The organism is Sphaerotilus montanus (genome assembly GCF_013410775.1).
Lineage (GTDB): Bacteria > Pseudomonadota > Gammaproteobacteria > Burkholderiales > Burkholderiaceae_C > Sphaerotilus > Sphaerotilus montanus.
In genome coordinates this window covers 2,729,669-2,752,432 of sequence record NZ_JACCFH010000001.1, presented here as the reverse complement: position 1 = coordinate 2,752,432, position 22,764 = coordinate 2,729,669, and the positions used below count along the sequence as shown (strand labels likewise).

19 protein-coding genes are annotated in these 22,764 nt (G+C 62.7%); 5 read left to right on the top strand and 14 right to left on the bottom strand.

Annotation, left to right across the window (positions count from 1 at the left end):
- Window positions 1-436: 436 nt before the first annotated feature.
- From BDD16_RS12535 to BDD16_RS12520, 4 genes are all read right to left on the bottom strand, one after another.
- Entirely contained in the window at window positions 437-1,345 is a 909-nt protein-coding gene (locus BDD16_RS12535; RefSeq protein WP_179634264.1) for a hypothetical protein, read from the bottom strand.
- Window positions 1,346-1,404: 59 nt separating this feature from the next.
- Entirely contained in the window at window positions 1,405-2,361 is a 957-nt protein-coding gene (locus BDD16_RS12530; RefSeq protein WP_179632313.1) for an IS1595 family transposase, read from the bottom strand.
- A 276-nt stretch (window positions 2,362-2,637) separates the two neighbouring features.
- On the bottom strand, window positions 2,638-3,819 hold the full coding sequence (locus tag BDD16_RS12525; protein WP_179634263.1) for a helix-turn-helix transcriptional regulator: 1,182 nt from the start codon (window positions 3,817-3,819) through the stop codon (window positions 2,638-2,640).
- Between the two features lie 457 nt (window positions 3,820-4,276).
- Window positions 4,277-4,954, bottom strand: coding sequence for a glutathione S-transferase family protein (locus BDD16_RS12520; protein ID WP_179634262.1), 678 nt, complete (start codon window positions 4,952-4,954; stop codon window positions 4,277-4,279).
- Between BDD16_RS12520 and BDD16_RS12515 the strand changes: the two genes are divergently transcribed.
- Both BDD16_RS12515 and BDD16_RS12510 read left to right on the top strand, forming a co-directional pair.
- Window positions 4,953-7,439: a type I restriction-modification system subunit M gene (locus BDD16_RS12515; RefSeq protein ID WP_257645067.1), complete on the top strand. Its 2,487-nt coding sequence runs from the start codon at window positions 4,953-4,955 to the stop codon at window positions 7,437-7,439. The genes BDD16_RS12520 and BDD16_RS12515 overlap by 2 nt on opposite strands.
- On the top strand, window positions 7,439-7,894 hold the full coding sequence (locus BDD16_RS12510) for a restriction endonuclease subunit S (RefSeq protein WP_179634260.1): 456 nt from the start codon (window positions 7,439-7,441) through the stop codon (window positions 7,892-7,894). The genes BDD16_RS12515 and BDD16_RS12510 overlap by 1 nt, the downstream gene beginning before the upstream one ends.
- On the opposite strand, the gene BDD16_RS12505 is transcribed toward BDD16_RS12510, so the two are convergent.
- On the bottom strand, window positions 7,891-8,847 hold the full coding sequence (locus tag BDD16_RS12505; RefSeq protein WP_179634259.1) for an IS1595 family transposase: 957 nt from the start codon (window positions 8,845-8,847) through the stop codon (window positions 7,891-7,893). The genes BDD16_RS12510 and BDD16_RS12505 overlap by 4 nt on opposite strands.
- 58 nt (window positions 8,848-8,905) lie before the next feature.
- Here BDD16_RS12505 and BDD16_RS12500 point away from each other — a divergent pair, with 58 nt between their 5' ends.
- Window positions 8,906-9,730 (top strand): restriction endonuclease subunit S, encoded by an 825-nt coding sequence (locus tag BDD16_RS12500; protein WP_179634258.1) that lies wholly within the window; start codon window positions 8,906-8,908, stop codon window positions 9,728-9,730.
- Here BDD16_RS12500 and BDD16_RS12495 read toward each other — a convergent pair.
- Window positions 9,723-10,448 carry a hypothetical protein gene (locus BDD16_RS12495; RefSeq protein WP_179634257.1) on the bottom strand — a complete coding sequence of 242 codons (726 nt, stop codon included), beginning with the start codon at window positions 10,446-10,448 and terminating at the stop codon, window positions 9,723-9,725. The genes BDD16_RS12500 and BDD16_RS12495 overlap by 8 nt on opposite strands.
- A gap of 162 nt (window positions 10,449-10,610) precedes the next feature.
- Here BDD16_RS12495 and BDD16_RS12490 point away from each other — a divergent pair, with 162 nt between their 5' ends.
- Both BDD16_RS12490 and BDD16_RS12485 read left to right on the top strand, forming a co-directional pair.
- A complete protein-coding gene (locus tag BDD16_RS12490; protein ID WP_179634256.1) occupies window positions 10,611-13,790 on the top strand; it encodes a type I restriction endonuclease subunit R in 3,180 nt (1,059 codons plus the stop codon).
- A 6-nt stretch (window positions 13,791-13,796) separates the two neighbouring features.
- Window positions 13,797-14,546 (top strand): M48 family metallopeptidase, encoded by a 750-nt coding sequence (locus BDD16_RS12485; RefSeq protein WP_179634255.1) that lies wholly within the window; start codon window positions 13,797-13,799, stop codon window positions 14,544-14,546.
- Between the two features lie 12 nt (window positions 14,547-14,558).
- On the opposite strand, the gene BDD16_RS12480 is transcribed toward BDD16_RS12485, so the two are convergent.
- From BDD16_RS12480 to urtB, 8 genes are all read right to left on the bottom strand, one after another.
- Window positions 14,559-15,497 (bottom strand): hypothetical protein, encoded by a 939-nt coding sequence (locus tag BDD16_RS12480; protein WP_179634254.1) that lies wholly within the window; start codon window positions 15,495-15,497, stop codon window positions 14,559-14,561.
- Window positions 15,498-15,561: 64 nt separating this feature from the next.
- Window positions 15,562-16,176, bottom strand: coding sequence for a penicillin-binding protein activator LpoB (lpoB, locus tag BDD16_RS12475; protein ID WP_179634253.1), 615 nt, complete (start codon window positions 16,174-16,176; stop codon window positions 15,562-15,564).
- A gap of 1 nt (window position 16,177) precedes the next feature.
- Complete coding sequence (locus BDD16_RS12470) at window positions 16,178-16,576, bottom strand: YcfL family putative periplasmic lipoprotein (RefSeq protein ID WP_218897777.1); 399 nt, start codon at window positions 16,574-16,576, stop codon at window positions 16,178-16,180.
- Window positions 16,577-16,626: 50 nt separating this feature from the next.
- On the bottom strand, window positions 16,627-18,144 hold the full coding sequence (locus tag BDD16_RS12465; RefSeq protein WP_179634251.1) for a COG3014 family protein: 1,518 nt from the start codon (window positions 18,142-18,144) through the stop codon (window positions 16,627-16,629).
- Window positions 18,145-18,471: 327 nt separating this feature from the next.
- On the bottom strand, window positions 18,472-19,164 hold the full coding sequence (urtE, locus tag BDD16_RS12460; RefSeq protein ID WP_179634250.1) for an urea ABC transporter ATP-binding subunit UrtE: 693 nt from the start codon (window positions 19,162-19,164) through the stop codon (window positions 18,472-18,474).
- A 28-nt stretch (window positions 19,165-19,192) separates the two neighbouring features.
- Window positions 19,193-20,077, bottom strand: a complete 885-nt coding sequence (gene urtD / locus BDD16_RS12455; protein ID WP_179634249.1) for an urea ABC transporter ATP-binding protein UrtD — start codon at window positions 20,075-20,077, stop codon at window positions 19,193-19,195.
- Window positions 20,074-21,195: an urea ABC transporter permease subunit UrtC gene (gene urtC / locus BDD16_RS12450; RefSeq protein WP_179634248.1), complete on the bottom strand. Its 1,122-nt coding sequence runs from the start codon at window positions 21,193-21,195 to the stop codon at window positions 20,074-20,076. Before urtC ends, urtD begins: the two co-directional genes overlap by 4 nt.
- Window positions 21,192-22,754 (bottom strand): urea ABC transporter permease subunit UrtB, encoded by a 1,563-nt coding sequence (gene urtB / locus BDD16_RS12445; RefSeq protein WP_179634247.1) that lies wholly within the window; start codon window positions 22,752-22,754, stop codon window positions 21,192-21,194. Before urtB ends, urtC begins: the two co-directional genes overlap by 4 nt.
- Window positions 22,755-22,764 lie beyond the last annotated feature (10 nt).

The window sequence follows — 22,764 nt, the reverse complement described above, 5'->3', positions numbered from 1 at the left end:
ACACTAAAGATTCATAATCCATGAGGCAAAATCGCATCGCACCGATAACCTGACATAGACAATATTATGAATAAACGAAAATTCCTTGCTTCAATTGAAAATTGAATTTTGCTATGCCGATTATTTACTGTGCCAGACAGGGCATTTGCAGACCACTGCGTTATCATGTGCGGCCTGCCGATGGGCATGCAGTAGTAGCGGCGATGGATCAACATCGAGCGCTTCCTCTCGTAATGCAGTCTGCAATTCGACGCGCGTTTGAAAGATCGTGATTTCTTACACGTAAAGTAGCCATCCCAAGCAAAGCCGGGGGCTTTCAATTTGTGAGCCGATCAAAGCGGCTAATAGGGGCCACCTAAATATTGCCGTCATCTACAAAACGCAAATTGTTCCAGTCTTTCATCTTCCGGCAAAGAAGTGGGATTATATATTTTATTTATTTCACAACCTCGCGAACAAATTTTCTAATCGCTCTCGCCTCAAAGGTCAACTCCGTCGCCCCTTGTGTGTGAGGACTATTGCCCTCGCAAGATTGAATTTGACCATCAATAGATTGAATGCCTCCATCAGAACCAAAAGCATCCACCCAATTTATATAGATATTTTTACTGCCGGGACCAAATCTAGTTCTACGACCAACTTCACGCAATGTATTACGATCTATCGCATACCCTGTAGGCGCTACAATTTTACCAGGCTCCATAATACGACAACCTGCAGTATTACCTTGACAGCCTGCAGCACACATGAGGGAAGTACTAATTATCTTTTCTTCAGATGCAACTTCAAAATTCCGCATTCTTGGCAACTCAATAACCGCAGAGTCTGTAGCTTGAGTTGCCTGATTAATCGCATTAACAGCAATCAGGAATGCTTTACTTGGATCACGCGCAAACAGCAAAGTTTGACTCGACCCTGCCGAAAGCGGTGCAGGCTGATTCATAGGTTTGGCTGATCCGTCAACCGTATAAACTACAGTAGCATTGCCAGTAACTCCACTCTTTACGGTAACAGCAATAATACCGTCAGCACTTTTGTTTGCAATCCAAGCAGCAATAGGCTTATTTCCTTGCCTAGCAATACACTCGGCATAGGCTTGGGCGCCAACAGAAGAAAGAGCATGCCGATAGAAACCTTGATCCAAAGAAAAACTTCCTGAAGCAAAAAGTAGTGATTCAAGCTGACTACGCTTTTGTTTGAACTCATCAAAGCCGCCCTCAAAATATCCTAAAATAGTTGCCGAACCACTTTGTTTAACAGACTCATAGTTTTGTTGATTAATTAATGACAATATAGAATATTTAGCAGCCACATTGCTTTGAATGACTGTTGTATCAAAAGCCATCAAGCGTTCACACGACTCTATCTGAGCTTTCGCACCCACACACGCAAGCAAAAACCTGATTAGCAACGATCCTCAGCATTCCCCCGAACGACCCGCTGAGCCCGAGGCTTGCACCGCGCGACATCGATGATGAGCCGAGCCACCAGCCCGCGCAGGTCGAACCGGCGGTTGAAGCGGTAGGCGAACGCTGCCAGATAGCTGCTGGCGTACTTGGGGTACTTGAACGCATGGAACGCACCCGACAACGTCGTCTTCAGGTTGCCCAGCACCGTGTTGACCCAGGTGAACTCGGGCAGCTCGCGCGGCTTGCGCTGGCCCACCACGATCGGCGTGTGCAGGCAGCCCGCGCTGGTGACCGCGGCGAAGCACCCCAGCCCGTCGCTGACCACCCGCGTTCCCGGCATCAGCGCCGCCTGCGCCCACTGGCCCACCGCCTCCAGCGTGAAGCCGCTCACCGGCGCGAGCTTGACGTACTGCGGATGCCCCTGGTCATCGACCGAGACCGCCGCCACGAACGGCACCTTGTTCTCCGAACCCCGGCCCGCCTTGCCGCCGCTGCGCTCTCCGCCAAGGTAGGCATCGTCGAGCTGCACCGTGCCGTCGAGTCGGTACTGGTCCACCCGCTCGGCCATCGCGTGCATGATCTTCTGGTGCATCAGCCACGCCGTCGGGTAGCTCACGCCCACCTGCCGCTTGAGCGCCAGCGCCGACAGTCCCGTCTTGGCCTGGCTGAGCAGGTAGATCGCCAGGAACCACGTCTTCAGTGGCAGCTTGGTGCTGGCGAACAGGCTGCCCGCGGTCAGCGATGTCTGGTGGCGGCAGCCGTTGCACTGGAACAGCTTGCGCGCCCCGTGGCCCACCACGTAGTGCGCCGCACTGCCGCAGCGCGGGCACTCGAAGCCCTGCGGCCAGCGCGCCTGCTTGACCGCCTCGGCGCATTGCTCTTCCGTGCCGAAGCTGGCCATGAACTCTGGCAGCGACATCCCCTGCTGGAACTGGATTCGGTTCATCGGCATGTGCTCGCTCCTGCGCTTGGTCTGTCTTCTACGCTACGCCTGATCGTCAGTTGGCACCTTGCTGAGAATCATTGCTAATCAGGAGCAAAAATGCCATAGAAACGAAAAGCGTCTTCATGGAAACTCCTGACAGTATTCGCCAAAAAACAATTTACTCTAAAAATCTCACTCAAAACACAATATCATAATAAACAACTTCCACTCGCCGCAAATCATCTGATCGGATGATCCTACTCAAGTAAAAAATGAGGGTTTACCCCAAATACACACGATCCATTACTGCGCAACCAACGCCAAAAACAGCTTCAACAAATCCGCCTGCCGATGCGTGTTCGTCTTCGCATAGACGTTCTGCAACTGCGTCTTGAAGGTGGTCACCGCGACCCCGACGCGGCCGGCCATCTCTTCCGCCGTTCCGCCTTTGAGCACCTGCAAGGCCACACGGCATTCGGCTGGTGTCAGTCCGAACAGGTCGCTCAGCACGGCGGGCTCCACGCTGGTAGCCGCCCCCAGGTCATACAGAATGACAATGGCCCGCGACAGCGCGTCACCCGACCCGGCCGGCAACGCCGCGTGTTCACCGATCGGCGCGACATGCACCACCCAGGCCGGTCGATCCTCCGCGTCCGGCAGCACCAGCGACTGGGAGAAATGCCGCGGACTGTCCTCCTCCAGCGGCGATAGCGCATCCCTGACGGCTTGGTGAAAATCCGCCTCGAACCGCTTCAACCTGGCGTGAAGCGTCGGCCGAAGCTGGCCGGACGCCACGCCCCGGACCAACGCGAGCGGATCACCGCACTGAAGCACGCGATGCGCCGCGACATTGGTGAACTGCACCGCGCCCTTGCTGTCCAGCAGCAACACCCCCGCCGCCAGACGATCCAGCGCCGCCTGCGAAGACGCCACCTTCCACTCACTGTCACGCAGGTGGTACATCACCCCCAGCGACCGCGACAGGTGAACCACGAGTCGGGCCACCAGATCCACGACCACCGGCTCGAACAGCCCGTCACGTTCACTTCGATAGACCGCCAGCACCGTCGGCCGCTTGTGGGAATCGATGCCATCGAACACCACCCCGAAGCAGGCTCGGGCAATGTCGAGCGGCGCCCACAGTTCCTTGTAGAAGGAAGTTCGGTGCAGTTCCTCATCCGACAGCAGATCCACACTGGTGGCTGCGTTGCCCTCACGCAGCAGATTGCGGCGCAGCCCCGCTTGCACGAGCGGATCTTCGTGAATGCTCTTGGCCGCCCAACGCTCCAGCGCCCCTTGCGACAGGTTGTGCGGGATGGTGAACCCGCCCCGCTTCGGGCTGGTGGTCGGCGTGAACAACAGACAGCGGCTACCGCCACAAGCTGCGGCGATGTCGGCGACGACCGCCGGCCAGTGCGAGGGTTCAAGCGCAGCGTCGTAGATGCGATGAACCAGCGCATCGTATTGAGCGAGGGCATGCGTCATGTCGCACCGCCTTGTGGAAACCCGGTGGCCACAAGGCCACCCAGCACCGAGTTGAAGATGCTCGACCGTTTCAACATGGCAGCCCCCTGACGACTGGCCTGCCGGCAAACTTCGAGTGACCCCCACGGCCTCGAATTGCCGAAAAGTAAGTTCAGGATAGCGTGATGGTTTTCACAAATCAATCCGCTTCCAGCGTTCTACCGCACGCACTATTGAGGCGCCTCGGCCGGTCAGAACCGAACGAAATAGATCGACGGTCAAGTGTGCTCTGCGACGCAGAGCGACATCGACCGTCAGTCCCTCAATCAGCCGATAAGCCGCCCTCTCTTGCTCCTTGTAGAACCCGCCGTTTGCCCAGTCACACCATGTACTGGAGCAGAAACGATCGGTTGGTACTGAGTGGTTTTATAGCGACACCCCGGATCGCAAGTGCCCAAAGTCCAACCAACGGAGAAGTTCAGGCGAACGCGTAAGGCCCGCCCCGCGCCAGCGCCCGCTGCCAGGCCGGTCGGGCGTGGATGGTCTGCAGCCACTGGTGGAGTGCCGGATGCGAGGCCGCCGTGAGACCGGCGCGCTGGGCAGAGGCCTCCAGCGGGAAGCTCATCATCACGTCGGCCGCGGTGAAGTGTTCGCCGGTGAACCAGGGGCGGCTCGCCAGTTCGGCTTCCATGAAAGCGAGCTGGCGCACGAGGTTGGGGTTGACGAAGCTGTCCAGCACCTTGGCCGCGATCCCGCGCGCGACCGGCCGCACGAAGAACGGCATGGGCGCCGACGCCACCTTGTCGAAGACCAGCTTGAGCAGCAGCGGCGGCATCGCCGAGCCTTCGGCGAAGTGCAGCCAGTAGCGGTAGCGCAGGAAGTCCGGCGTGCCCGGTGCGGGCCGCAGCGGTGAGCCGGGACAGGCGTCGAGCAGGTACTCGACGATGGCGCCTGTCTCGGCCACGGTCAGTCCCGCCGCGTCATCGGTGAGCACCGGGGACTTGCCCAGCGGATGGATCTGCAGCAGGGCGGGCGGCGCCAGCATCGTCTGGGGGTCGCGGGCGTGGTGCCGGACCTCGTACGGCAGGCCCAGCTCTTCCAGCAGCCACAGCACGCGCTGCGAGCGGGAGTTTTCGAGATGGTGAACGGTCAGCATGCCGCGATGCTACGGGCGCAGGTCGGGTTACGCTCCGGCCCGCGTTTTCAGCCCCTTTTCAGACCTTTCAGACCCACCGAGACCGAGATCCATGGCCGTCAAGAAATCAGAACTGTATGCATCGCTGTGGAAGAGCTGTGATGAGTTGAGAGGCGGCATGGACGCCAGCCAGTACAAGGACTACGTGCTGGTGCTGCTGTTCATGAAATATGTCAGCGACCGGTATGCGGGTGATCCGGATGGCCAGATCTTCGTGCCCGAGGGCAGCCGCTTCAGTGATCTGGTGGCACTCAAGGGCAACAAGGACATCGGCGACAAGCTGAACACAGCGATCACTGCATTGGCCGAAGAGAACGACCTCAACGGCATCATCAACCTCGTCGATTTCAATGACCCAGACAAGCTCGGCAAGGGCCGGGAGATGGTCGATCGGCTCTCCAACCTGATCGGCATCTTCAACGCGCCGGGGCTGGACTTCAGCGGCAACCGGGCCGAGGGCGATGACCTGCTCGGCGACGCCTACGAGTTCCTGATGCGCCACTTCGCCACCGAGAGCGGCAAGAGCAAGGGCCAGTTCTACACACCCGCCGAGGTCTCGACCGTGATGGCGCGGCTGCTGGGGATCGGGGCGGACACGCCGGCATCGAGGAGCGCGCACGACCCGACCTGCGGCTCCGGCTCGCTGTTGCTGAAGGTGGCGGCCGAGGCGCCGCACGGGCTGACGCTCTACGGACAGGAAATGGACAACGCCACCAGCGCGCTGGCCAAGATGAACATGATCCTGCACGACTGCACCACGGGCGCGATCGAGAAGGGCAACACGCTGTCGTCGCCGCAGTTCCGCGACGCGGCGGGGCAGTTGAAGACCTTCGATTACGTGGTGGCCAATCCGCCCTTCTCCAGCAAGGCGTGGAGCAACGGGCTGCAGCCGCAGGACGACGAGTTCGGGCGCTTCGTGTATGGCGTGCCGCCGGAGAAGAACGGCGACTACGCTTTCCTGCTGCACATCCTGAAGGTGTTGAAGAGCACCGGGCGGGCGGCGGTGATCCTGCCGCACGGGGTGCTGTTCCGAGGTGGCGCGGAGGGGTTGATCCGGCAGCGGCTGCTGAAACAGGGGTTCATCCAGACGCTGATCGGGTTGCCGGCGAACCTGTTCTACGGCACCGGCATCCCGGCCTGCATCCTCGTGCTGGACAAGTCGCAGGCGGCGACGCGGGACAGCGTGTTCGTGGTCGATGCGAGCCGGGGCTTCCGCAAGGACGGCAACAAGAACCGGCTGCGGGCGCAGGACATCCACCGCATCGTGGACGTGGTGACGCGCCAGGGCGAAGCGGAGCGGTATGCGCGCCGGGTGCCGCTGGCGGAGATCGAGGCCAACGACTGGAACCTGAACATCCCGCGCTACATCGACGGCAGCGAGCCGGAGGATCTGCAGGACATCGAGGCGCACCTGCGCGGCGGCATTCCGCGGCGGGACATCGACGCGCTGCAGCGTTACTGGGCGGTGTTTCCGGGGGTGCGGGCGGCCTTGTTCGAGGATCTGGCGGGGCGGCCGGGGCATGTGCGGCTGAAGGTGCCGGCGGCGGAGATCCGGGCGGCGATCTTCGGCCATGCGGAGTTCACGGCGTTCAACGCGACGGTGAGCGGGCGGTTTGCGGCGTGGCGCGAGGAGAGCACGGTGGGGCTGCGGGCGCTGGCGGTGGGGGATGCGGCGCGGGCGCTGGTGCGGGCGTTGGGGGAGTCGATCCTGGCGCGGTTCGAGGGGGCGCCGCTGATCGACGCTTATGACGTGTACCAGCACCTGATGGATTACTGGGACGAGGTGATGCAGGACGACGTGTCGCAGATCGTCCAGGACGGCTGGCGGGCGCAGCGGCCGGGGGCGACGGCGGGGCGGATGGAGCCGAACACGGACCTGATCCCGATGCCGCTGGTGGTGGCGCGGTATTTCGCGGCGGACGCGGCGTGGGTGGCGGAGCTGGAGACGGTGCGCGACGGGTTCACGCGGCTGCTGGAGGAACTGGAAGAGGAACACGGCGGCGAGGACGGGCTGCTCGGGGCCGAGGCGCGCACGGACAAGGGCAAGCTGACGGCATTGAGCGTCAAGGCGCGGCTGAAGGCGATCAAGGGCGATCCGGGGGCGGCGGACGAGCGGGTGCAGTTGGAGGCGTGGCTGGCGCTGAACGACCAGGAAGCCGACGCGGGGCGGCGCATCAAGGACGCCCGCAAAGCGCTGGAGACGAAGGCCGCCCGGCAATACGCCGCGCTGACCGACGACGAGATCCGGGCGCTGGTGATCGACGACAAGTGGATGACGCGGCTGGCGGCGGATGTGCAGTCGGAGCTGGATCGGGTGTCGCAGGGGTTGACGGGGCGGGTGCGGGAGTTGGGGGAGCGGTATGCGGTGCCGTTGCCGGCTTTAATTTCAGAAATTGAATACATCAGCACCAAAACATCTCTCAACCTGAAAGCTATGGGGCTGTAATGAGCACCAATCAAAAGCCAAAAAATGAACTTCCGACAGACTGGGACTATAGTGAACTCGGCGACTATTGGGATGTAATCGACTGCAAGCATATAACCGCAAAATTCATCCTCGATGGATATCCCGTTGCGAGCATCGCAGAAGTTCAAAGTAAATTCGTCGATCTAACCAATGCCAAACAAACAACAGAAGATTTTTATCTCCAACTTTGTGAAGGCAACAGAAAGCCGAAACCCGGCGATTTAATAATAAGTAGGAACGCAACTATCGGCTCTGTCGCTCAAGTAAGCAACACGCATCCAAAATTCGCAATGGGGCAAGATGTTTGCCTATTGAGAAGACGAAATGAAATTTACTCGCCAGAATCCCTTCAGCAGACACTTCAGTCTGAAGCCATTGGGAGACAGATTTCAGATGCCATGGTTGGCTCAACATTCAAAAGAATACCTGATTAGCAACGATCCTCAGCATTCCCCAGAACGACCCGCTGAGCCCGAGGCTTGCACCGCGCGACATCGATGATGAGCCGAGCCACCAGCCCGCGCAGGTCGAACCGGCGGTTGAAGCGGTAGGCGAACGCTGCCAGATAGCTGCTGGCGTACTTGGGGTACTTGAACGCATGGAACGCACCCGACAACGTCGTCTTCAGGTTGCCCAGCACCGTGTTGACCCAGGTGAACTCGGGCAGCTCGCGCGGCTTGCGCTGGCCCACCACGATCGGCGTGTGCAGGCAGCCCGCGCTGGTGACCGCGGCGAAGCACCCCAGCCCGTCGCTGACCACCCGCGTTCCCGGCATCAGCGCCGCCTGCGCCCACTGGCCCACCGCCTCCAGCGTGAAGCCGCTCACCGGCGCGAGCTTGACGTACTGCGGATGCCCCTGGTCATCGACCGAGACCGCCGCCACGAACGGCACCTTGTTCTCCGAACCCCGGCCCGCCTTGCCGCCGCTGCGCTCTCCGCCAAGGTAGGCATCGTCGAGCTGCACCGTGCCGTCGAGTCGGTACTGGTCCACCCGCTCGGCCATCGCGTGCATGATCTTCTGGTGCATCAGCCACGCCGTCGGGTAGCTCACGCCCACCTGCCGCTTGAGCGCCAGCGCCGACAGTCCCGTCTTGGCCTGGCTGAGCAGGTAGATCGCCAGGAACCACGTCTTCAGTGGCAGCTTGGTGCTGGCGAACAGGCTGCCCGCGGTCAGCGATGTCTGGTGGCGGCAGCCGTTGCACTGGAACAGCTTGCGCGCCCCGTGGCCCACCACGTAGTGCGCCGCACTGCCGCAGCGCGGGCACTCGAAGCCCTGCGGCCAGCGCGCCTGCTTGACCGCCTCGGCGCATTGCTCTTCCGTGCCGAAGCTGGCCATGAACTCTGGCAGCGACATCCCCTGCTGGAACTGGATTCGGTTCATCGGCATGTGCTCGCTCCTGCGCTTGGTCTGTCTTCTACGCTACGCCTGATCGTCAGTTGGCACCTTGCTGAGAATCATTGCTAATCAGGAAAGAATAAATATTCAGCAAATTCGAAAGTTATTGATTCCATTCCCCAAACCAGCAGAGCAAAACGCCATTGCTTCTGCCCTGTCGGATATGGACGCCCTGCTCGCCAAGCTCGACCAACTCATCGCCAAGAAGCGGGATATCAAGCAGGCGGCGATGCAGGAGTTTTTCGAGAAGCCAGCCAAAAACTGGACTTCTCGCAAGCTGACAGACATTTCAGCATTCATCACCAAAGGTTCAACACCAACGACCTATGGTTTCAACTGGGAAACCAGCGGCGTTCTGTTTCTGCGGAGCGAATGTGTCAGCGATGCAGGCATTGACCTGACCCAATCCATGCACATATCGCCAGAAGCCCACGCCGTATTGAAACGCAGCGAAGTGCTGCAAGGCGACTTGCTCATGACCATTACCGGCAACGTGGGGCGCGTGGTCCAAGCAACTCCAGAATGCGACGGCAGCAACATCAATCAGCACATCGCCCGCATCAGGATCAACGACCCTCAAATCAATTCGAGATTCGTCTATCACTACTTTTCCCAGCGCCGCGTTCGCAAGGACTTCGAGAAAATCACGACCGGCCAAGCATATCCGCAACTGAGTCTCGCCCAGGTACGTGACTGCAAGATCCCGATGCCGGAACTGCCTGAACAGAATCGAATCGCGGGCGTGCTCAGTGACATGGACACCGAGATCACCGCCCTCGAAGCCCGCCGAGAAAAAACTCGCCTCATCAAGCAAGGGATGATGCAGAATTTACTGTCAAGGCAAGCATGCCAACTTATGATCCAACTCACTTAAGATACTTAATAGCAATAACATGCGGTCGAATTTTCGTCTCATCATCATACATTTTCGCTCTAATCGCAGCGACAGCCTGCATTGCGTTCTGAAGAGATGTATCATTAATCTCAGTCGGCGGCGGAAGTATTAAACTCAATGCAGGCGAATCAATACCGATTTTTATCACTTCAATTTGACCACTCAGATACCCTGACTTAGCGGCAAATGCAATGGCAAACAGGCTACCAAGATCCACATTGGCTTTTGTTGTAACAATATCAGCAACTATTCTCACGCCAACCCCGACTTTGCACGGTATATTATTTGGCCCCATAACCTCATCCCTATATTTTGCATAATCAATTATTGTCCTATATTTTCCAGCCTCGGCAGAGAATTTTGTAGAAGCAAACCCCAAAGACCCATCTCCGGTCACTCTTTTTATCGAAACGAATGATCGCTCCAAAGGCAACTCCGGGTTTGCCTCTGAATTTTTGAGGTCCTCCCAGAAAACCTTCTTCACACCAGACTGAGTTTCTTTCTCGAACCATGGAGATGTCGCAGGATCAACGGAAACAAACTCCAAAATAGGTGAAACCATTGCGCCGGGACTCGGCGCCACAGTGGCCAAAGGCGGCGGGATAACCGGGACAGGGGGCTTACCCCCAAAGTCACTGAGACTGGCACACCCAGATATTGCTGTGGACACCAGCAGACCCATGATCAATTTACTCATACGCCCCTCAACTATTTTCGACAACTCAGATGGTCAATGACATTCATAGGCACCCAGTCATCAAGACCAGACTACAGCCACATCGGAAAAAATTATTGATCCACCTCAAAATACCATGATTCCAGTCGAACACAAAATTCGTCAGACACTAGGAAAATCAGCGTGAAGCAAATTTCCCTGAATGAGTTCACCACTCAGTGCCGAGTCCTACACCTCTTCACCGAGTCCCTCGGCTACACCTACCTCGGCCACTGGTCCGACCGCCCCGACAACCGCAACATCGAGCCCGCCCTGCTGCGGGCTTTTCTCTTGGCGCAAGGCGTGGACGCCGCACTCGCCAACCGCGCGATATTCCAGCTGGAGCAAACCGCCAACGACCGCGTCCAGCGCCTGCACGACCGCAACCGCGCCGTGTACGAGTTGCTGCGCTACGGCGTCAAGGTGCGCCCCGACGCGGGCGAGCAGACCCGCGATGTCTGGCTGATCGACTGGAAACACCCCGAGCGCAACCACTTCGGCATCGCCGAGGAAGTCACCGTCAAGCCGCACGACCCGCGCGCCCACACCAAGCGCCCTGACCTCGTGCTGTACGTCAACGGCATCGCCCTCGCCGTGATCGAGCTGAAACGCTCCACCGTCTCGGTGTCCGAAGGCATCCGCCAGAACCTCGACAACCAGAAACCCGAATTCATCGAAGGCTTCTTCTCGACGCTGCAGTTCGTCATGGCCGGCAGCGACACCGAGGGCCTGCGCTACGGCACCATCGGCACGCCCGAACGCCATTACCTGACCTGGCGCGAAGACGGCGCCGACCTCGCCGACGACCCGCGCAGCCCGCTCGACCAGCACCTCGGCTGGCTCTGCCACAAGGCGCGGCTGCTGGAGCTGGTCCACGACTTCGTGGTGTTCGACAGCGGGCGCAAGAAACTCTGTCGCCACAACCAGTATTTCGGCGTGCGCGCCGCCCAGACCCACCTGCAGCGCCGCGAGGGCGGCATCCTCTGGCACACCCAAGGGTCCGGCAAGAGCCTGACGATGGTCTGGCTGGCCAAATGGATCCGCGAACACATCGCCGACGCCCGCGTCCTCATCATCACCGACCGCACCGAACTCGACGCCCAGATCGAAAAGGTCTTCCACGGCGTGCAGGAACAGCTCCACCGCACCCGCGACGGCGCCGACCTCGTGCGCGTGCTGGGCGACGACCGGCCGTGGCTGATCGGCTCGCTGGTCCACAAGTTCGGCGGTGTCAGCCGGAAAACCGCGCGCGACGAAAACGACGGCGGCGAGGCGGGCGACGTGGCCGGGTTTGTCGAAGCGATCCACAAGGCGCTGCCCCCAGGCTTCCAGGCGCGGGGCCGGCTCCACGTCTTCGTGGACGAATGCCACCGCACCCAGTCCGGCCTGCTGCACGACGCGATGAAGGCCATCCTGCCCGACGCGGTCTTCATCGGCTTCACCGGCACGCCCCTGCTCAAGAGCGACAAGCAGCGCAGTATCGAGGTCTTCGGCGGCTACCTCCACACCTACAAGTTCAACGAGGCGGTGCGCGACCGCGTGGTGCTCGACCTGCGCTACGAGGCGCGCGACATCGACCAGCGCATCACCTCGCAGCGCAAGATCGACGACTGGTTCGAGGCCCACACCGCCGCGCTGACCGACCTCGCCAAGGCGCAGCTCAAGGCGCGCTGGGGCACGATGCAGACGCTGCTGTCGAGCCGCAGCCGGCTGGAGCAGATCGTGGCCGACATCCTGCTCGACATGGCCACCCGCGACCGCCTGAAGAGCGGGTGCGGCAACGCGATGCTGGTGGCGGGCAGCGTGTACGAGGCCTGCCGCTACCACGACCTGTTCTCGCGCACGCCGCTGGCCGGGCGCTGCGCGGTGGTCAGCTCCTACGTGCCGAAGGTGGCGGACGTGAAAGGCGAAGCGACCGGCGAAGGCGTGACGGACGCGCTGCAGAAGTACGAGACCTACCGCCGGATGCTGGCCGACTGGTTCAAGCTGCCGCCTGACGAAGCGGTGTTGCGCATCGACGACTTCGAGACCGAGGTGAAACAGCGCTTCATCGACGAGCCGGCGCAGATGCAACTGCTGATCGTCGTGGACAAGCTGCTGACCGGCTTCGACGCGCCGCCCGCGACCTACCTCTACATCGACAAGCCGATGCGCGACCACGGCCTGTTCCAGGCGATCTGCCGCGTCAACCGGCTGGACGGCGACGACAAGGAGGTGGGCTGCATCGTCGACTACAAGCACCTGTTCGAGCGCGTCGAGGGCGCGATCCAGGACTACACCCGCGGCGCGCTCGACGGCTACGACGCCACCGACATCGCCGGCCTCATCACCAGCCGCATCGACAAGGCCCGCGAGCGGTTGGACGAGGTGCTCGAATCGGTGCGGGCGCTGTGCGAGCCGGTCGAGACACCGCGGACGATGGAGACCTACCTGCGCTTCTTCTGCGGCACGGCGGCGGGGGACACAGCGGAACTCAAGGCACGGGAAGGCCAGCGGCTGGCGCTCTACAAGCTGACCGCGGCGCTGGTGCGCGCCTACGCGAACCTCGCGGGCGATTTCGCGGAAGCCGGCGTGACACCCGACGAAGCGAAGGCGCTGAAAGCCGAGGTGACGCAGTTCGAGGCGGTGCGCAGCGCGGTGAAGATCCGCAGCGGCGACTACATCGACCTGAAGGCCTACGAACCGGCGATGCGCCACCTGATCGACACCTACGTGCAGGCGGGCGACAGCGAAAAGCTCTCGGCCTTCGACGACCTGACGCTGGTGCAGATGCTTGCCACGCGCGGCCCCGAAGCGGTCGAGGCGCTGCCGGACGGGCTGCGCACGAGCACGGACTCGGTGGCCGAGACGATCGAGAACAACGTGCGCCGGGTCATCATCGACGAGTCGCCGGTCAACCCGAAGTACTACGAGCGCATGTCGGCGCTGCTGGACGCGCTGATCGCGCAGCGGCGGGAACAGGCGATCGACTACGCCGAGTTTCTCAAGCAGGCCAGCACGCTGGCGCGGCAGGTGCAGTCGCCCTCCTCCGGCGCGGCCTACCCGCGCGCCATCGACACACCCGGCAAACAGGCGCTGTTCGACAACCTCGGCCAGAACCAGCCGCTCGCGCTCAGCGTCCACCACGCCGTGGTGACACACCGCGAGGACGACTGGCGCACGGTCAACGCGAAGATGAAGACACGCAAGCTGCGCACGGCGATCAAGCTGGCCTTGGGTGCGCCGGGCGTGCTGATCGCGGCAGAAGGCAGCGGGACGCAGGAAGACCTGGATGCGCGGGCGGACCGTATCCTTGAGCTGGTCCGGAACCAGCCCGAATACTGATCACCGATGCCCTCGCCATCACCATCTTCTCCGCCGCAGACCCACCATCTCGACATCAGCGGCCTGCGCGTCGAGATCGCCCGCCAGCGCATCAAGCACCTGCACCTCGGGGTCTACCCGCCGGACGGGCGCGTGCGCGTGGCGGCGCCGTTGGCAGTGGACGACGAGGCGGTGCGGCTCGCGGTCGTGCAGCGGCTGGGCTGGATCCGCCGCCAGCAGGCGCGGTTTGCGGCGCAGCCACGCGAATCACGGCGCGAGATGGTCAGCGGCGAAAGCCACCAGGTGTTCGGCCAGCGGCGTCGGCTGCGCGTGGTCGAGGTGGACGCGCCGCCCAAAGTCGAGCGCGTCGGACTGACGACGCTGCGGCTGCAGGTGCGCCCCGGCATGGACCGGGACCGGCGTGCGCGGGTGCTGCAGGAGTGGAACCGCGCCGAAATGAAGCGGCTGGTGCCCGAGCTGCTGGCGCGTTGGGCGCCGGTGCTGGGCGTCACGGTCGGCGCCTGGGGCGTGAAGCGGATGAAAACCAAATGGGGAAGCTGCACGCCCGCAACCGGCCGCATCTGGCTGAACCTCGACCTGGCGCGGCACCGGCCGGCGTGCATCGAGTACGTCGTCGTGCATGAACTCGCGCACCTCGTCGAGCGGCGGCACGACGAGCGCTTCCGCGCGCTGCTGGACCGGGTGCTGCCCGCGTGGACCTCGCTGCGGGCAGAGCTGAACCAGGGAACACTGGCGGACGAGGTGTGGCGGGATTGACCCCGCCCCCTTTCACCGGAAGACGGTCACCGGCTCCACGACCGGCTGACGAGCCTCCGGCGCCGATGACGGCGACCCCGACGACGAGCGCGAACGGGCGCGGGCGCCGAAGTTCGGGTCGCTCAGGCTCAGCTGCTCCAGCAACTGGCCGTAGGCCTCTTCCGCCAGCGACTGCGAGGTTTCGCGGATCACCTTGACGCGGCTGGGCACCACGATGTTGCCGTTGGCATTCATCAGCTTGACGTCGCTGCCAGAACCCTGCGACGAAAAGGCCGCCTTCACTTCGAGCGTGCGGGTGTTGATCAGATTGAAATCCGCACCCAGGTCGAGATTGAAGATGTACGACACCGTCTGGGTCGAGGGGATCGGCGTGAACTCGCTGCGGAACTCGATCGCGCTGACCGTGCCGAACAGGACATAGTCGGCGCCCTTGAACTCGCCCTTGCGGATGCGGGAAACGATGTCGTTCAGGTCGGGCTGGCGCTTGAGTTTCGTTTCCTTGCCGGTGCGCACCTCGCGCAGCACCTGCTCGGCGCGGCTCGGCTGCGGCTCTCCGGCATCGAACTGGCTGCCCTGGACCAGCCGCGCCCCGGCACCCTTCAGGATCATCCCCTTCAGGTCCGACGTGAAATTGCGCAGCTCGGTCTGCTGGATGTAGCTGTAGGCCCCGGTCACGCGCGTGGCGTCCAGTTCCTGCTTCGATGAATGCGATCCGGACATCGAGCTGCTGTAGACACCGTCGCGCGCCTGCAGGCGCGACTGCTCCTCGCTCTTGGCCTTGATCGAGGTGACGTCGAAATACTCGCTCACCCGCTCCGAGTACGCCAGATCCGTCACCGCGATCTTCGGTGCCGTGGACGGCGCCTGGGCGCTGGCCACCGTCTGCACGCCCATGCCCAGCAAGGCGCACAGGCCCACCAGAACGTCCCGGCGCTTCGTCATGTCGATCATGTGTGTTCTCCCTCGCCAACCGACCGGACCGCGCATCGGATCACGCGGTCACGGCCACGGTCACTCACTTGTTCTGGATCTTGCGGATCTGCTTCTCGTCCACCCACTCGATCACACCGGATTCCGTGTCGATCATCTTGAGGGTGAATTTGTAGAAGACATCCTTCACGCGCGCATTGCTGCTGACGATCGAGGTGAACTCGCCTTCGAGCGTGTATTTGGCGGCCAGCATCTTGCCCATTTTCGGGGCGGTCTTCTTGTCGTACAGGCCGGAGCTGTTGGTCGTGCTCAGCTGGTCGACCGCGCCCCCCAGTTCCGCCGTGCTGCGCACGAATCGGACCTTGCCGCTCTTGAGCACCTGGGTCTGGATGGTGTTCAGGATGTTGTTGGTGTCGATGTATTCGCCGGTCTTGTTCTTGACCTGCGCAATCGCGAGCGTCGGACGGCCCGTCAGCAGCGGCAATTCCAGCAGCGACTGCGTCATTTTCTCGGCGATGAGATTCAGGTCCGTCGCGTCATGGCCGGTGCCGGTATTGCCGACCAGACCGGGATCGACCCGTTGCACGCCCGAGGACGGGTCCGACACCGGGGAATTCACCGGCGTGGCACAACCAGCCAGGACCGCCACGGCCGCCAGCGTCACGATGGCCGGCAGGCGGCGCAGGAGATTCTTGTTCATGTCAGGGTTCCACATTCATTTCAAGCCGGAAATCGGCGGCGGTGGTTTTCATCGCGCTGCCACGCAGCATGATCGACTGGTGTCCGAGCAGTTGCTGCGGCTTCCAGGGTTCGTCATCGCCAATCTGCATGCCCGCGTCATCCAGCCAGCGATAGCGCCAGTACACGGTGCGGTTGCGGCCGGCCTCGTTGATCACTTCGGTCTGCACCGTCAGCATGCCGGAACGCTTCTGGGCGCGGACATCCACGATCTTCACGTCATTGGCCGCGCCGCGCAGCAGTACCTTGCTGGCCGCAGATCCCGCCATTTGCGACTGCGCCATCGGCGTGGCCATTTCCACGACACGGTCCTGCTGGGCACAGCCCACCATGGCCAGCGACACCAGGGAGATCAGCGACACGCACCGAATCGATTGTTTCAAGTCCATCTCCTGCATCCTTCGATACCTGTTCATTTCCGTACCTTGACGCGCCGGACAGCCGCTGGCGCAGCCACATCCGGCGTCACCGCGATGGGGGATGCGGACGGCGTGCCGGCATCACCACCCACCGGAGAATCCGCCGAAGTTCCCGGCGTGTCCCCTGAACTGGCGGTCACCGCACCACCTTGATTCAACAAGGCCACCCCCGTGTTGAACCCGCGGCTGCCGATGATCCGGATGGGCACCACCGCATAGCGGCCCGCGACCCTCACCGGCTGGACGGCGTCCGCGACACCGTCGATCCTGATGGTGTGCTCACCCTCGGGCATCTGCGCCCGGGCGATGTAGATGCGCTGCGGCAGGCCACGCCAGGTGCGGTCATCCGGCACCTCGCTGGCCACAGTCGCCAGGGTGACGGCCAGGCCCAGCAGCGGATTCCGCTCGTTCACCTTGTCCCGCACGACCGCCTTGGCCGCGCCACGGATGAACCCCCGCAGCAGGATGCCGGGCATGCGGTCCTTCAGGGAACGGTTGGCCATCAGGCCGAAATCGACGATGGGTTCCAGCTTCAGGCTGCGGCCACCCACCGTGATCTGGCTGGGCGCCGCGCTCTTCGACGGCATGTCGTCGAAGTAGGGGATGCTCATCTGGAAGAATTTCGGTACGCCGACCCCGCCAATGCCATAGGGAATCGCAAAGCTCTTCGCCACCAGTCGGGGCGCTTCGCCATGTTCGATCAGGAACAGGACATCGGTCTGGCCCGCGGTCGCACGGGCCACGCGGCGATCCAGCGTGGCCAGGGCCTGCTGCGGCAACTTGCTGCCAGGCGACAACTCGGCAGCGCGCTGGTAACCCGGTGCGGCGAGGCTGGGCTCCTGCAAGGCTTCGTAGAGAAACCCGGACAGATAATGCCCGAGCGCATTCTGGTAGCCATTCTTCAGCTGGCTCAGCCGGGGATCCTGGATCGACTTCACCGGATACCCGTCGATTTCAGTCAGCTTGATCGGCTGGAAACCTTCGGTCTTCGATTCCGCCTTCGCCTTTTCCTCGACCTTGCTGTATTCCTTCGCGCGCAGTTCGGCGATCAGGTCTTCGCGGTCGTGGGTACGGCGGATATCGACGCGGGCCGTATTCCAGTCGCCGAGGGCCATCCGGTCGAGCGCCATGCGCACGGTGAGCATGACCTTTTCATAATCCTGGCCTTCGTAGGCCGTGAGCCGCTCGCTGACGACTGCACCCAATACCATGCCGGCGGTTTTCTCGATGTCGGAGCGGGCGCCGTTTTCCCATTCGCCGACCTTCTGGTCCGCGGACTGGAAAGCTTTCAGGCTGTCTTCGTGGCGGGAGGCCAGACGCAGCATCTCGCCATATTCCAGCTGGGACAGCAGATCCGTGCCACCAGCCTGTTCCAGCACCTTGACCGCACCCTGCGGGCCGCTCGTGTCACGGGCTTCACGCACCTGGTCATAGGTCTGTGTGCTGATGGTGGCACACCCGGCCAGAAACATGGGCGCAATCAGGCCCAGCTTTATTGCAATCGCTTTCATTCCCCCCCCGATCCCCATGACATGAATTCGCAACACGTGGCGCGCGCAGTCGAACCATTCTGATTTTCTAGTTACCTAGCGCGGTACCCGATGAAGACGAGCGCATGTTATCGCGCGCTTAAGAGGTGTCAATGTGAATTTTCACTTCATGCACTTTCGTTTTCGCGATAAATGCGGGAGCGTCGGGGGAGAGGAATTTCGGATGACATGAATCATGCCGTGACACATGGGCCGACAAATAGCCGCCCGATGTCACGGTGATGTAAGTTTCGCCGTAGATGGAATCACAGGACGACCAGGGGAATATGCAACAACTGCCGATCGACTTCAGATCGACATCAGGCGCCGAACCCCCTCGGCCTCCATGTCCTTGCCCCGCCCGCGCTGGATGATTTCGCCGCGCTCCATCACGAGGTACTGGTCGGCCAGCTCGGCGGCGAAGTCATAGAACTGCTCCACCAGCACGATCGCCATGTTGCCGCGGTCGGCGAGCATGCGGATCACGCGGCCGATGTCCTTGATGATGCTGGGCTGGATGCCTTCGGTCGGCTCGTCGAGGATCAGCAGCTTCGGCCCCGCCGCCAACGCGCGGGCAATCGCCAACTGCTGCTGCTGCCCGCCAGAGAGGTCGCCCCCACGCCGATGGATCATCTGCTTGAGCACCGGGAACAGCTCGAACAGCTCCGCCGGGATCGGCTCGCTGGCCTTCTTGTACGCCAGCCCCATCAGCAGGTTGTCCTCGACCGTGAGCCGCCCGAAGATCTCGCGGCCCTGCGGCACGTAACCGAGGCCCTTGCGCACGCGGTCGTAGGGCGTGTCCTTGGTGATGTCCACCCCGTCGAGCGTGACCGAGCCGGTCTTGATCGGCACCACGCCCATCAGGCTCTTCAGCAGCGTCGTCTTGCCCACGCCGTTGCGCCCGAGGATGACCGTCACCTCGCCGAGCTTCGCTTCGAAATCCAGCCCGCGCAGGATGTGCGAGCCGCCGTAATACTGGTTCAGACCTTGGACCTTGAGCATGGTGTCGTCCCTTGTTCCCGTCTTCTCTTCAGCGACCGAGGTAGACCTCGACCACCTTCTCGTTGGCCTGCACCTCGGACAGCTTCCCCTCCGCCAGCACGCTGCCTTCATGCAGCACGGTGACGGTCTTGCGCCCTTCGGTGAGCTGGTCGACGAACTTCATGTCGTGCTCGACCACCACCAGCGAGTGCTGACCCTCCAGCGACAGGAACAGCTCGGCGGTGCGCTCGGTTTCCTCGTCGGTCATGCCGGCCACAGGTTCATCGAGCAGCAGCAGCTTCGGATCCTGCATCAGCAGCATGCCGATCTCCAGCCACTGCTTCTGCCCGTGCGAGAGCAGCCCGGCCGTGCGCTGCGCGTCGTCCTTGAGGTGGATGAGCGCCAGGATCTCGCCGATGCGGTCGAGCTGGGTGCCGGTGAGGCGGTGGAAGAGACTGGCGCGGGCGCGGCGGTCGGCCTTCAGCGCCAGCTCCAGGTTCTCGAACACGCTGAGCTGCTCGTAGACGGTGGGCTTCTGGAACTTGCGGCCGATGCCGATCTGCGCGATCTCGTTCTCGCGCAGGCGCAGCAGGTCGATGGTCGAGCCGAACGACGCCTTGCCCGCGTCGGGGCGCGTCTTGCCGGTGATGACGTCCATCATGGTCGTCTTGCCGGCGCCGTTCGGGCCGATGATGCAGCGCAGCTCGCCCACGTTGATCGTCAGGCTCAGCGCGTTCAGCGCCTTGAAGCCGTCGAAGCTCACGGTGATGTCGTCGAGGTAGAGCGCGACGCCGTGCGTGAAATCCGGCTCGCCCCCCTTCAGCAGCCGCCCGAACGCCGCGGCGCGGTCGCCGGACTCGCCCTGCGTCTGCGCCACCCGCGCTTCGTGGCGCGCGCGCAGCTCGGACATCGATTCCATCAGGTCGGGCGTCATGCGCGCTTCTCCTTCTTGTCACCCTTGGCCGCAGCGGACGAGAACTTGTCGAACAGGCCGACGATGCCGCGCGGCAGGAACAGCGTCACCGCGATGAACAGCGCGCCGAGGAAGTACAGCCAGAACTCGGGGAAGACCTGCGTGAACCAGCTCTTGGCGCCGTTGACGAAGAACGCGCCGAGGATCGGGCCGATCAAGGTGCCGCGCCCGCCGACCGCCGTCCAGATCGCGATCTCGATCGAGGCCGCCGCGCTCATCTCGCCCGGGTTGATGATCCCCACCTGCGGCACGTAGAGCGCGCCCGCCACGCCGCACATCACCGCGCTGAAGGTCCAGATGCTCAGCTTGTAGGCGATCGGGTCGTAGCCGGTGAACATCACGCGGGTCTCGGCGTCGCGGATGGCCTGCAGCACGCGGCCGTACTTGCTGCCGACGATCCAGCGTGCCAGCAGGTAGAAGCCGATCAGCGTCAGGCCCGTCAGCACGAACAGCGTCATGCGGGTCGACGGCTGCGCGAGCGGGATGTCCAGGATGCGCTTGAAGTCGGTGAAGCCGTTGTTGCCGCCGAAGCCGGTCTCGTTGCGGAAGAACAGCAGCATCGCGGCAAACGTCATCGCCTGCGTGATGATCGAGAAATACACGCCCTTGATGCGGCTGCGGAAGGCGAAGAAGCCGAACACCAGCGCCAGCAGCCCCGGCACCAGCACGACCAGCGCCATCTGGAACAGGAAGCTGTCCGAGAAGGTCCAGGCCCAGGGCAATTCCTTCCAGTCGAGGAAGACCATGAAGTCCGGCAGGTCGCTCTTGTAGTTGCCGTCGCGGCCGATCTGGCGCATCAGGTACATGCCCATCGCGTAGCCGCCGAGCGCGAAGAACAGGCCGTGGCCGAGGCTCAGGATGCCGGTGTAGCCCCAGATCAGGTCCATCGCCAGCGCGCAGATCGCGTAGCACATGATCTTGCCGATCAGGCTGACGGCGTAGTCGCTGAGGTGGAAGGCGCTGTCGGCCGGCACCAGCAGGTTCAGGATCGGCACCAGCACGACCACGGTGACCGTCGCGGCCATCACGGCGGCCCAGCCCTTGGCGCCCAGGAGGGAATTGGTCATCACGGCGCTCATGCCTCTGCACTCCGGCCCTTCATGGCGAACAGACCCTGCGGACGTTTCTGGATGAAGACCACGATGCACACCAGCACCATGATCTTGGCCAGCACCGCGCCGGCAAAGCCTTCGAGGAACTTGTTCAGGACACCCAGCCCGAGCGCGGCGTAGACCGTGCCGGCGAGCTGACCAACGCCACCCGTGACGACCACCATGAAGGCGTCCACGATGTAGCTCTGGCCCAGGTCCGGCCCGACGTTGCCGATCTGGCTCAGCGCGCAGCCGGCCAGGCCCGCGATGCCGGCACCGAGCGAGAAGGCATACGTGTCGATGCGGGCGGTGTTGATGCCGACACAGGCGGCCATGCGGCGGTTCTGCGTCACGCCGCGCACGAAGAGACCCAGCCGCGTGCGGTTGATCATCAGCGTCACGCCGGCCAGCACGAGGAAGGCGAAGGCGATGATGGCGAGCCGGTTGTACGGCAGGATCAGGTTCGACATCACCTGCACGCCGCCGGAGAGCCAGGACGGGTTCTCGACCGCAACGTTCTGCGCGCCGAACAGCGTGCGCACGCCCTGCATCAGGACCAGCGAGATGCCCCAGGTGGCGAGCAGGGTTTCGAGCGGGCGGCCGTAGAGCCAGCGGATCACCGTGCGCTCCAGCACCGCGCCGACCAGCGCCGCCACCGCGAAGGACGCAGGGATCGCCAGCACGATGTACCAGTCGAACAGGCTGGCGGGCAGGTACTGGCGGAAAAGGTTCTGCACCAGGTAGGTGGCGTAGGCGCCGATCATCATCAGCTCGCCATGGGCCATGTTGATCACGCCCATCAGGCCGTAGGTGATCGCCAGACCCAGGGCGACCAGCAGCAGGATCGAGCCCAGGCTGACGCCGGTGAACACCACGCCGAGCCGCTCGCCCCAGGCCAGCCGGCCTTCGACGGCGCTCTGCGCGGTCAGCAAGGCACCGCGCACGGCGTTGTCGGTTTCTGCACCGGCGACGAGGCGCTCCTGGATGAGGCTCTTCACCGCCGGCTCGCTGCTGCCGGCCAGCGACTGGGCCGCCGCCAGGCGCTTGGCCGGATCGGCCGAGGTGATCAGGATGGTGGCGCGCATCAGCTCCAGGCGCGCCTTCAGCGTCGCGTCGGTCTCGGCGGCGTAGGCCTTCTCGATCAGCGGCAACTGCGCCTCTTCGAGCGACTGCTTGCGCAGCTCGTCCAACGCCTCGGTGCGCACCTGCACGTCGGGTGACACGAGCTTCAAGGCGCCGAGCGCGGCTTCGAGGGCGCCGCGCATGCGGTTGTTGTTGATGACGTCTTCGGCCGTGTCGGGGGCGGTGGCGTCACCCCGCACGACAAAGACCTTGCCGGCGGCGACCTTGACTTCGCCGTCCAGCAAGGCCCGCACGAAGTCGGCCAGCGCGGGGTCGGCCTCGGCCGCCGCCTGGTTCAAGGCAGCGATGCGCGCATCGGTCTCGCCTGTGGAGAGGGAAAGCGCCTGTTGCGGCGTGAGCGCGTGCACCGCGCCCACGCACCACAGCAGGCCACTGAACAACAGGGGCAGGAACCGGGTGCGCATCGCCAGCAGC